We start from the raw sequence: 11,839 nt of genomic DNA, 5'->3' as shown, positions 1-11,839 counted from the left end.
TCTGAATAGCGACTTGGCCCCTAGAGCGCCTTACGGTGAGGTTTTTGTTTCCACGACTCGTGAATGAGCGCGTTCATGGTGAGCTCCTGGGGATGTGGCTCGGAGGAGTTTTCAAGGCGCAACACGCCGCGCGGACATACCTCGGCGCAGAGCCCACAACCTACACATGAAGCGCGCACAAAGGACTGATTCCGCTGCGCGTAGGCACGCACATCAATGCCCATCTCACAGTATTTGGTGCACATCCCGCACGAGATGCACATATTCTCCTTCACCGTGATCCTAAATCGCCCGAACTTTTGAATGAGCCCCAGGAATGCGGCCATCGGACAGAAATTTCGACACCAGATTCGCGTGCCACCAATCGGGTAGAGACCCACGCCCACCACACCGCTCAAAATGCTCGATACCAAAAGCCCATAGGTCTTCTGCACGGTCTTCGTCGTCTCCACAAACTCAGGGTATTTCGCGCCAACACCGTACGAAATCACCACAAGGGCTGTGGTGAGAATGCTGAAGACCAGCGTGATGTGAATGGAATACTTCTCAAACTTCCACGACGCCTCCGACTTGCTCGTCAGATGCCTCCACGGTTCTCCGAACGTGTTTGCAAGCCCTCCGCATCCACACACCCACGAGCAATACCAACGTTTGCCGAAGAAAATCCCAAGCACGGGCACCAGAATCAATGAGCCCAAGATGGAGTAGACGATGAACGGAATCGGCATCCAGAGAATGCTCGAAGGGTAGAAATACTCAATCTTCAAGGGCCATAGATACGAGAAATAATAGGCCGGCTGGTCGATGAAATTGAGCCAAATCGGGACCGAAAACGCCAGCGTAGTCTGCACAAACATCACCACAATCGTGCGTACAATTTGGTACTTATTGTGCCGGTATTTGTAGAGCATCCATCCGCCGCCGGTCACGATCGCGAATGTGTAGAGGAGGCCGTAGAGCGTCCACTTGCCCTCGAACGGCTTCTTGTCAAACCCCAGCAGCTTGACCAGCGGTTGGAGCTCTTCAGTGAAATACAAAAGCACGTAGAAGAGAAGGAGCACGCCGGAGATGAGCCAGGCCGTTATCCCGCGATTTTTCACATCGTGCAGAAACCAGCCGATTTTGCCTGAACGTCTCATTGAACGATCTCCTTTTCATCAAACTCTTCGAGCTTTGCGCGCCCAAATTCTACATCAAACTGTGCCTGAGCCAGATTCTTACGCACCCACTCGATGCTGCGTCTCTCGTGAATCCAGCGTTCCAAGACGTTGTGATTCCAGCGCGACCCGAGCATATTAAAGCCGATGACCTGGTTTGCTTCGTTGTACACAATTCGCTGCGAAATCTCTTTCTTCGGGTGCCGCCTGTACAGAGAACGAATGCCCTTTGCCAGATTCACCACCTCGCCCACGGTCGTGTACTCGATATGGAAGAACTTGGATGAATTGTAGAAGAGCGGTTTCTCGTAATCCACCGCATCACCCATCATAGAACGCGCGGCGAGCTGGCCGTGGAGTTTGGCGGAGTACCAGATGGTCTCCTGGAAGGTACTTCCGTCTTCACGAACAATCTCAGCACAATCGCCGGCCGCATACACATCCGGCAGCGATGTCTCAAACGCGCGATTGACCTTGATTCCGCGCCCGAGCTCCGGCGTAGACTTGCACTCGTTCAGCCATTCTTTATTCGCGTGTACGCCCACACAAATCCCAAGCATTTGGCATTCGATAGCGTTGCCCTTGTTCGTCTCGACCCCCGAAACTCGCCCGTTGGCGTCCACTTTCACTTTGGAGAGCTCCTCCTCGAGCCGAACATCCACACCGTGGGCCTGCATATGGCCGTTGACCATGGCGCCTTCTTCAGAGCTAAGCGCCATCGGCCAGTAAAAGGGCTCTCGGATCAAAAACGTCACGTTCACGCCGTGGTGCTTCAGGCACTCCACAAGCTCGATACCAATCAAACCTCCACCCACAACGACCGCGCTTTTGGTGCTGGGCGTCAGGCGCTCACACGCATCCAAATCCTGCATGGACACAAAGTGAACCACGCCATCCTTTGCGTCCTTGATGCCATCCCAACCAAAGATATTGGGCTTGGCTCCAACCGCCAAAAGGAGCTTCGTGTAGTTCAGCGTCTTGCCGTCTTCGAGCTTCAAGGTGTGCGCGTCGGCATCGAGATCCACCGCGCGCCCACGAACCAACTCGATCTTCAGATTGTCGAAAACCTTGCGCTCAAAAGGCTCTAAATCCTTCCGAGTCATCAGATCCATGTAGGCGTACATCAACGCCGTGCGCGAGAAGAAATAGTCGGTCTCCTCGCTGATTACCGTGATTTTCGCCTCTTCAGGCGCATATCGCTCACGAATCTTGAGTGCCGCTTCGACTCCCGCTACGCCATTTCCGACGATCACATAATGCATACAAACTCTTGAACTTGTTATGAAAACTCTTTCTACGCGCGAAACCGTTCAAATTCGACAAAAAATAGGATGAACGACGGCTTTCTCGCGTCGCAAAGTGCACGACCTAACTTCAAAAAGCACACGTTTATTGCGTGGTCCATCGATTAGTCTGCAAAATCGCAAAATCGTTACACGATTTTTTGTAACCAAATCCCTCAAACAAGCACCTTATGATCGAGGCGCCTGTGGTTCGGCTTATCTCCTTCCAAGCTGAGCTATGGGCGCCATCTCAAAACCGTCTCGCGCCTGCCGGGTTTTCGGCCTAGAATCGCGCGATGTTTGATTTTCATACCACCCGAAGTCTCGTTCTCGAAGCCAACCGTTCCTTTGAACCTCTCAAATGGGACGGTACGGAGAGGCCCTCAATCCATCTCGAAGATGTCAGTGGAATCCCCTTTGTGGCGGGCATTGCTGGCGTTGAAGAATACCAACACCGTGCTCGCGTGCGAGCGCGAGACCAAGACCTCTTTGTCAGCGTCTCCAAGGCGCAGCCTGGATATGAGGATTATTGCCGATGGCTTGGCCTAGGCGCGCCCGAGCATCTTGTGGCCGAACCGGTCGAAGAAGCCACCAGAGTCACCCACGCGTGCCTCAAAGAAGAAGCTTACCGCTCACTCCTGGAATGGTCGCGAGACCAGCCAAGTCAGCACGTTCTGATTCACCCCTACATGGCCATCGACGAGGTCTGGGCGCTCGCCCAAAAACTCAGCGCCGACGGAGTTAAGCCTCAAGTTGTGGGCCCGCCACCAGCCGTACTCTGGCTCGCAAACGACAAGGCCACCCTTACCGCTCTTGTGGCCGAGACCTTAGGCGAGAGTTGGGTTCCAAAGACGGCACACGCCTTTTCCGCGGACGCGCTCTCCGAGCTCCTCAAAGATTTCGCGAAGAACTTTGATTTTGTGGGTCTCAAGCGCACACGTTGCGCTTCTGCCATGGGTAACCGAGTCTTTGATAGCCAAGAGGTTTCTAACCTCTCCGACCAGGCACGGCTCGCCCTTGTCCAAGAATTTCTCGACGATACCGAATGGGACGGACGCGAAGAAATACTTGTCGTGGAATGGCTGGTTTCTGATGATTCCCCGTCCACCCAGACCTGGATTCCACCACTTGGCAAAGGACAACCAAGGCTCGATGGCGTCTACGAGCAACTCCTCGTCGGGGTTGAAAAGATGTTCCTCGGCTCCCAGCCTTCGACGCTGCCCGCCGACCTCAACTCCGCCATTGGCGAAGCATCGTTCAAAGTCGCAACGGCGCTCCAAGAGCTTGGCTACGTAGGTCGCTGCTCTTTCGATTTTGTGGTCGGCCAAGACGGGCGGCCAAGGTTTACTGAGTGTAATGGCCGTTGGGGCGGAACCTCAACGCCCATGCACTTGATGGACAGGCTCTTTGATGAGCGTCCGCACTATGTGGCGCAGGATTGGGTGGAGCCCTCATTGGTCGGAAAGTCGTTCAAGGAGCTTCATCAGGCGCTCGAGCCCAAGCTCTACAACCCTCGCACCCAAGAGGGGCATTTTATCCTCTACAATGTCGGACCGATCACCGAGAAAGGGAAGTTTGACATCATCTCCATGAACGGGCAAAAACCCGTTTTCTAACCTTTTTGTTGACGTCTGTGTTTCATCCGTTAGGTTGAAAGACGCAAGGATGCAACTCGACGGAACTAGCCGAAGGAGAAGGTGTCATGGAAGAAACCAACCGACGTTCACGACGAAGTGAAGACCCAACAACCGCCACAGAATTTCAACTCCAGCAGGTCATCGAAGACTTCGGCCTGGAGAATTGTGTTCTTGTCGATGAGGCTGGCTCAGTCGCGGCAAGTGCCGTGTCCCCTACGGAAACCCTGACCGATTGGGTCCGCGGATTTCCGAACATCTTCGACGACGGCTCCCGACCAGACCACCAGAACGCGTCTGCATGCGAATTCCGCGCAGCAGGCCGTCGTATGTTCCTTGCCACCATTGGCGCACAAGGACCCATGAGAGACGTTGCGCTTTACCGCGCAGTGCTCGGCATCCGCCGCATTTTTGGGTAGTTGGCGTAGTTTCTCTATTCCCCACAACATGCTCAAACTTCGCGCAAATTTTGTGACACTTGCGTGAAAATCAAAAATCCCTATAGTGGCGCCTTTCGTTTACGGCCTCGATGCTGTTGTCGTTAGGAGTTCTGAATGCGGATTTTGCGAAGTTTACTTGTTTTATCACTGTTGTTTGCGGCAGCTTGTTCCGACGACGACCCGCCAAAAGGCCAGCCCGATCTCTGTGAAGATGTCACGTGTGATGGCACCGACGTGTGTGACGCCGCCACAGGTGAGTGTGTTCCATGTGTAGGAGACGACTGCGAAGTTGACCTCTGTGCAGATGTTGAGTGCGACCGCGGAGTCTGCGACATCGAAACGGGTGAGTGCGCTAACGCCTCCGTGTGTACTATCGAAAACCAGGCCACGGAGTGCTTGGACGGCTTCGAGTGCTACGGCCAAGAGTGTGTAGACGAAGCCACCTACTGCCAAGACCTTGAGTGTAATCGCGGTGTTTGCTCGCTCTCCGCAAGAGCGTGTGTAGATTCCCCAACATGCTCCTCAGATATGGAGTGCCTCGAAGGCAACTTCTGCGTGGAAGGTTCATGTACCGTCAATCAATGTGATGTGGACATGGTCGATTGCCCGCGCGGTGTGTGCGACGGCCTCACCGGTGAGTGTGTCAACCCAGATTCATGCTCCACTCAAGATGATTGCCTCGACGGCAACTACTGTAACTCCGGCGTTTGCGAAACCGTCGAAGTTGCGTGTGATGAGTGCACGGGTAACCAAAACTGTGATTACGACGGCGCTCAAGCCGTGACCTGCTCAGAGAATGAAGCAGGATGTTCATCGGCGCTCGACTGCACCGGTGATCGCGTTTGCCGCGAACGTGAGTGTACGGACGCTCCTGCATGTGAAGCTGATGCGTTTGAACCAAACAACACGGACGCTGAAGCCACAGACTATTTCGTGGCCGACAAGACCAATGGCGAAATCGCCGCAACACTTTGTGATGCTGACGTTGATGTCTATACCTTCGATACCCTCGACGATAACGACTTTACCGGCGACCTCTTCGTTCGCGCTGGCGTGTTCTCAGAAGATATCGGTCTGGGCGAAGTAAAGATCGAAATTCTAAACCCAAGCGGAACGTCCGTCGGTGAGGTAACGTCAACCAATGGCGTGGCCCAGCTGACTTACGCTATTTCCGCCATCAATCAGGGTGTCTACACCATCATGGTTTCCGGTGAAGGCCTTGCAACGCCAGGCGTTCGCTACGGTCTCTACGCTGACCTCCTTGACGGCGCTGTTGTTCAAGCCTGTGCAAACGCACCGGCAATCGCTGCAAGTCAGACCGGTACCACCATCAGCGGTGCTGCCATTCCATTGGCTCCATCATGTGTCTCGGACGCACAAACGGCTGAAGATATCTACTTGCTCGATCTCCCTGAGGCACGCGCTGTTTCGATGGTGCTCACACCCGACGAGAACGCAGACCTTACATTGAGCTTGCGCACTGCATGTGAAATTGATGGCTCTGAGACCGAGTGTCTCAACGCCGGTGCCGTTGGAGTTGAAGAAACCTTCGCTCAAGTCCTTCTTCCAGGCCGTTACTATGTGGTGGTTCACGCCGCCAACGCAGCCTCCGGTGGCTCCTACACGTTGACCTACGAGTCCCAAGTTCCGATTTGTACGCCAGCCGATAACGCATGTGACCCGGCTGACCAGAACAAAGCATTGGTGTGTAACCAGCTCGGAACTGCCCTCGAAGAGGTCAACTGCTCGCTCGGCTGTGACCAAGCCACCGGAACTTGCGTACCAAACGGCGACACATGTCAGGAAGCGTTCGTTGTGACCGAATCCACGGTGTTCACTGACATCCCTCTTTCGGACCTCACCAACACCTTCTCGGTGACAGGTACAGCATGTACCGGTTTCGGACAGAGCCTTGGAGCAGAGGCGTTCTATCAGATCCAGAGCGCTGCTGGCGATATTGTCACCGTGACCATGGACGCAACGTTTGACGCGTCGCTCTATGTGTTGACGGAGTGCGGGAATATCTCCTCGTGTATCGAAGGAAGCGACGGTGGTAATCCCGAAACGGTTTCTTTCGTTTCAGATGGGTCCCCTGTCTTTATAGGGGCAGACGCCTACTCGGCTTCGGCTTCGGGAACATTCGACCTAGATATCCAGATCGATTCGCCAACCTGTACGCCTAACGAAGTTGGCACCTGTGCATCTGGCCAGATTCCGGTCTGTAACTCACTCGGCATCCAAGAGTTCTACGACTGTTCATCACTCGCCTGTGACGGCGATGCGTGCGCAACTCCCAACGGAGATACGTGCTTCGAAGCTATTCCAGTCCCAACCGGCGGAGGAACCTTCAGCTTCCTCGTTGATGACCTTACAAATACCAATTCTACAAATTGCAGTGGTTCGACAGCTCCAGGCGTAGATGCGCGTCTTGAAATCGCAGGAGCCGTTGGCGAGATTGTCACCGTGACCATGACCCCAAGCGGCAGCGGAAACGCAATCGTTTACGCGCTGGATTCATGCAGCGATTCCGCTACCTGTCTTGCAGGCGTCAACAGTACGACCACTGGCGCCGAAACACTTCAATTTGCCCTTACTTCGACGGACCCTGTCATCGTTGTGGCGGACTTCTCGTCTTCCTTCACCGACAGCGATTTCACCGTGGACATCAGTGTCCAAGCTCCAGAGTGTACCCCTGATACTTTCATCTCGTGTGCTGCTGGTGTGATCACATCCTGCGATTCGCTTGGCTTGGAAGAAACCTACACATGCAACAGCGGTATCTGCAACGGCGCCGTATGTGAGAACCCTAACGGCGAAGTATGTCCAGAGGCCATCGTAGTTGAACAATCCACGACCTTCACCGGTGTCCCTGTGGCCACCATCAATTCACTCAATCGTCCGGGTGCCACGTCTTGTACCGGGTTCAATACGCCGGGTGGCGACCGCATTTACGAGGTTCGTGGACAAGCTGGCGATGTCTTCCGCGCATCGATGACACCTAATGGGTCTGATGCTGCGATTTACATCCTCGAAAGCTGTGGCGACGGAGAGTCTTGTCTCGATGGCGATGACTCCGGAAATCCAGAAGTGGTGGACTACACCTTCACGACCGACGGCTCAATTTTCCTTTACGCAGACTACTTCTCATCTTCGCCAACAGGCACCTATGATCTGGAAATACTCATCGGTCAGCCCGATTGTACGGTAGGTGCCCCAGATGCGTGTGATGGCGCGGGTCAAGCCGTGGTTTCATGTAGTGATATAGGGCTTAGCGTAACAACCCCCTGCACCTATGGATGCCAAAACGCCGTGTGTAACTTTGGCCCAAATGACGTCTGTGCCGGCGCCGTCCAACTTCAAAACGGCGGTTCAGTCACAGGTCGGATCGAAGATTTCAGCAACCAATATCAACTCACTTCTGGGACTTGCTCCTCGGTTACATCGGGTGGCCGCGATGCGACCTTTGTCATTCAAGGAAACCCAGGGGATCGATTGCGTGCTGAATTGAGTGCAGCGTTCGATTCTGTCATGTACTTTGTTGAGGACTGTGCGGCGGTTGGAACGAGCTGCGTTGCTGGCCGAGATATTCCTGGAAGCAGCGGTACCCTCAGCGGAGTCTTCCCGTCCAGTGGTCAACTCTTCGTCATTGTTGACGTCTTCGGTTCAACTCCAAATGATGATGCTGGCCAGTTCACGTTGACAACCTATGTCGACCCACAGGTCTCCTGTACTCCTGGCGAGTTCGTAGGCTGCAATAATGGTGCTATTGAATCGTGTGACTCGACCGGTTCATTTATTGACCGCGCACTCTGCAGTTCCGGTCAGTGCAATGGTGCGGGCGATGCCTGTGAGCAGCCAAATGGAAACGTGTGCTACGAGGCAATTCCAGTTCCACAAGGCGGCGGAGTCTTCACTCAAACGGTTGCAAACCTGACCAATGGCTTCAACGCTTCCTCAACATGCGCCGGTACAACCGCAAGTGGTCCTGACGCTGTGTATCAGGTCCAAGGGAACGTGGGTGAAGTTGTCACTGTCACGATGACGCCGACAGGAGCAGGAAACGCCCTGGTCTACACCCTTGACGATTGTAACGACCTTGCATCCTGCGGAAGCTCGAGCAATGCGACTACCACGGGTGCTGAGCGACTTCGTTTCGTGCTCGATTCTACCGATCCATTCTTCGTTGTCGCTGACTTCGCGTCGTCTGTCACGAATTCTGATTTCACTCTTGAGATCGAAGTAGTAGCCCCAAGTTGCACGCCTGGCGCCCAACTGGGTTGTAGCGCGGGTACCGTCCAATACTGTGACGGGTTTGGTGTTATTGAGGAATATACATGCTCCTCGGGCGCATGTAATGGAAGCCTCTGCGACCTTCCAAATGGTGACTTCTGCCCAGAAGCCATCGAAGCAGGAACCGGTGGCACGTTCACCGGAACCATCACAGACTTCACGAATCAAGTGCGCCTAGTCAGCGGTTCGAGTACTGCATGCGTGGCTCGTAGCACCTTCGGCCGCGACGCTATCTATCGAGTCACAGGCAACCCAGGTGATCGAATCATTGCTGAACTCAACGCAACGTTCGACGCAGTTCTCTACGCTGTGACTGACTGTGCTCAAACCGGCAATACGTGTCTTGAAGACTCAGATAGCGGAAACCCTGAGGACATTACTTTTGTCATCCCAGCAGAAGGCTATGCATACATTGTTGCCGATGTGTTCAGTTCTACAAACAACACTGGAACAGGCACCTACACGCTCACCATTGACACTCAAGCATTCACGGGCTGCGTAGACGGACAAATTCTGGGCTGTAACGCAGGTGATGTAGACTACTGCGACGCGGGATTCCAAATCGCTCAAACTTGCTCGAGTGGGTCATGCTCACCGACCGGCTGTGACAGTCCATCGGGCGACGTGTGTCACGAAATGATCAACGTTTCTGGATCGGCCTCGTTCAATATGGTTGCCAGCACATTGACCAACACGAACTCCACCAACTGCAGTGGTACCGGCGCATCCGGTCCAGACGCTCGTTTCCGAGTGACTGGACAACCAGGTGAGGTGGTCACCGTCGACATGGTTGCGACTACTGGCAATCCGGTCATCTACGCGCTTGAAGCGTGCAACGATTCCAGCACGTGCTTGGCTGGCTCCAATACATCCACCGGACTCAGTGAGAGATTGCAATTGGTGATGCCAGATGCAGGCTTCGTAACTATCGTGACCGACTTCGTGTCGAGCACCACGTTCAGTGATTTCAGCGTGGACATCCAGATTCAAGCTCCAAGTTGTGCACCGAACACGCTTGATTCCTGCGACAACACCAACGGAGATATCCTTCTCTGTGACAGCTTCGGACTACCAGGTGTCTACAGCTGTTCCAGTGGTCAATGTAATCAGAACCTCACATGTGTGGATCCAAACGGCGAAAACTGCGCTGAGCCATTCATTGTCACCCAGTCGACAACCTTCTCGGCTGTACCTGTGGCTACGAGCAACGACCTGAGCCTCAACAGTTCGCTATGCACAGGCTTCTCTTCAAACGGACCTGAGCATGTGTACGCTGTCCAAGGTCTTGCAGGAGATGTCCTGCAAGTCACGATGACGGCTGCCAGTGATGCTTCGCTCTACGTCCTCGAGACCTGTGGTGATGTAAACACGTGCGAGGACGGTAGCGACGCAACCTCGGGCACCGAAGAAATCTCCTACGTCTTCCCTGCAGATGGCATTGTCTACGTCTACGCGGATTTCTTCACATCCACACCATCCGGCACCTACGACCTAGAGATCCTACTTGGAACTCCAGATTGTACACCTGGTGACGCACCATTCTGCGACCAAGGTGACCTCGTCACCTGTAGTGGTCTTGGGTTCACCCAAACCAGCACCTGTACTTTTGGTTGCGACATGGGCGCCTGTAGCCCAGCACCAAATGATACTTGTGCGACTGCAATAGATATCTCAAGTGGTACGCCTTACACGGGCAACATTGAGGACTATTCTGACCAGCATCAGTTGGCGACTGGTGGGCAATGTTCCGCAAATTCGACCGCAGGTCGAGATGCTGCATTCTCGGTCACGGGAACACCTGGAGACTCCGTCACTATCACGGTTGATGCCGATTTTGATGCGGTTCTCTGGGCAGTCGAGACGTGCACCGACTTCATCAACTCATGTTTGATTGATGAGGATAGTAACTTCTCGTCCGGTGTCGAAACCTTCACGACCACCATTCCTCCAAGCGGAACAATGACGGTCATCGTGGACGTGTGGGGCTTTGATGATGACAACGCTGGTGAATTCACAATCACCGCAGCGATCACACCACCAGCCCCATAATCAAAGACCGCTTTGATGAACTCCCATCAGCTCTCTGCCTTGCTCGATGCTCCGAAGGCCCACTCTCAAGGGGCCTTCGGAACATGGCGAGGAGAGTCGCGATGGGAGTTTTCTCGTTCTTGGGAGTTTTTGAAGTCTGAGAAGAAGTGGCAGTGGTTCGGGGCATTCTTCCAAAATTACGCCATCGGTGGAGCTCTCGTAGACCTCAGATACGCCACAAAGGCGTTTGTCTGGGTGTTCGATAGAACGACTCAGAGTCTTGTGTACGAGGCCTCACGAACGCTCCCAGCGCGTCTGGTGCGCGTTGCGGATGACACGTTCACCAGAGACATCGCAAAATCCAGCGGCTTTTCTATCGAGAGGCCGTCCACCAATCTTTGGGAGATTCGGATCGACTGGGAACACGTCAATATCGATATCAACCTGGTCTCAAACTTGGCGCCCTTCACCGCCCATTGCCCGGTTCAAGGAAGTCCATCTTTGCACAATACCACTCGAAAAGAAGTCGGTCTGACCGCACGCGGTGGGCTCCGTATTTCGGGCGTGTTTCATGAGCTTGGACTCGGTCACGGTTTGCTCGACCACTCCCACGGCTTCATGGCCCGCGAGACGTCATGGCTCTGGGCGATGGGCTCAGATGCCGAACAACGCTTAGGCTTTAACGCCATTCAGGGGTTCAACGCCGACCTCGAAAACTGCGTCTGGGCCGAAGGCGAAATCTACGCGTTTGACCGTGCCACCGTGGAAGTGGGCGAGGCCTTCTGCGCGGTGAAATCTAATTGCGGGGCGCTAGACCTCAGGATGGATATCGAAGGTATTCGGCGAGAAGACGTCGATCTCAAGCTCGTGCGCTCCGTCTACAAACAGCCTCTTGGAGTTTGGAATGGAACCCTACTCGGACAAACCGTCGCCCTGCCGGGCGTGGCTGAGGACCATTTCGCCAGATGGTAGGAAAATAGTTTTGACAACGATTTGACAGCCGCATT

General features: G+C 54.2%; 6 protein-coding genes. 4 read left to right on the top strand and 2 right to left on the bottom strand.

Translation table 11 applies throughout. The features are described 5' to 3' along the window. Positions 1-20: 20 nt before the first annotated feature. Together FRD01_RS10980 and FRD01_RS10975 are read right to left on the bottom strand one after the other, a co-directional pair. A complete protein-coding gene (locus FRD01_RS10980; protein ID WP_146959557.1) occupies positions 21-1,139 on the bottom strand; it encodes a 4Fe-4S binding protein in 1,119 nt (372 codons plus the stop codon). Then, complete coding sequence (locus tag FRD01_RS10975; protein ID WP_146959555.1) at positions 1,136-2,419, bottom strand: NAD(P)/FAD-dependent oxidoreductase; 1,284 nt, start codon at positions 2,417-2,419, stop codon at positions 1,136-1,138. Before FRD01_RS10975 ends, FRD01_RS10980 begins: the two co-directional genes overlap by 4 nt. Positions 2,420-2,736: 317 nt before the next feature. On the opposite strand from FRD01_RS10975, the gene FRD01_RS10970 reads away from it, so the two are divergent. The 4 genes from FRD01_RS10970 (at position 2,737) to FRD01_RS10955 (ending at position 11,804) form a co-directional block, all read left to right on the top strand. Then, entirely contained in the window at positions 2,737-4,056 is a 1,320-nt protein-coding gene (locus tag FRD01_RS10970; protein ID WP_146959553.1) for an ATP-grasp domain-containing protein, read from the top strand. A gap of 86 nt (positions 4,057-4,142) precedes the next feature. Beyond that, positions 4,143-4,493 carry a hypothetical protein gene (locus FRD01_RS10965; RefSeq protein WP_146959551.1) on the top strand — a complete coding sequence of 117 codons (351 nt, stop codon included), beginning with the start codon at positions 4,143-4,145 and terminating at the stop codon, positions 4,491-4,493. Between the two features lie 135 nt (positions 4,494-4,628). Then, entirely contained in the window at positions 4,629-10,853 is a 6,225-nt protein-coding gene (locus FRD01_RS10960; RefSeq protein ID WP_146959549.1) for a hypothetical protein, read from the top strand. A gap of 15 nt (positions 10,854-10,868) precedes the next feature. Beyond that, the gene (locus tag FRD01_RS10955; RefSeq protein WP_146959547.1) at positions 10,869-11,804 is read left to right on the top strand and encodes a DUF2804 family protein; all 936 of its coding nucleotides are present in this window, start codon (positions 10,869-10,871) and stop codon (positions 11,802-11,804) included. The last annotated feature ends 35 nt before the right edge of the window (positions 11,805-11,839 follow it).

It is taken from the genome of Microvenator marinus (genome assembly GCF_007993755.1).
GTDB classification, from domain to species: domain Bacteria; phylum Myxococcota_A; class Bradymonadia; order Bradymonadales; family Bradymonadaceae; genus Allomicrovenator; species Allomicrovenator marinus.
Note: the sequence above shows the minus strand (reverse complement) of the source record. Positions and strands in the feature narration are given on the sequence as shown.

Bases quoted from the DNA above. Each gene is read 5' to 3' on its own strand.
- FRD01_RS10980 (WP_146959557.1), bottom strand. From the start codon at position 1,139: ATGAGACGTTCAGGCAAAATCGGCTGGTTTCTGCACGATGTGAAAAAT.
- FRD01_RS10975 (WP_146959555.1), bottom strand. From the start codon at position 2,419: ATGCATTATGTGATCGTCGGAAATGGCGTAGCGGGAGTCGAAGCGGCA.
- FRD01_RS10970 (WP_146959553.1), top strand. From the start codon at position 2,737: ATGTTTGATTTTCATACCACCCGAAGTCTCGTTCTCGAAGCCAACCGT.
- FRD01_RS10965 (WP_146959551.1), top strand. From the start codon at position 4,143: ATGGAAGAAACCAACCGACGTTCACGACGAAGTGAAGACCCAACAACC.
- FRD01_RS10960 (WP_146959549.1), top strand. From the start codon at position 4,629: ATGCGGATTTTGCGAAGTTTACTTGTTTTATCACTGTTGTTTGCGGCA.
- FRD01_RS10955 (WP_146959547.1), top strand. From the start codon at position 10,869: ATGAACTCCCATCAGCTCTCTGCCTTGCTCGATGCTCCGAAGGCCCAC.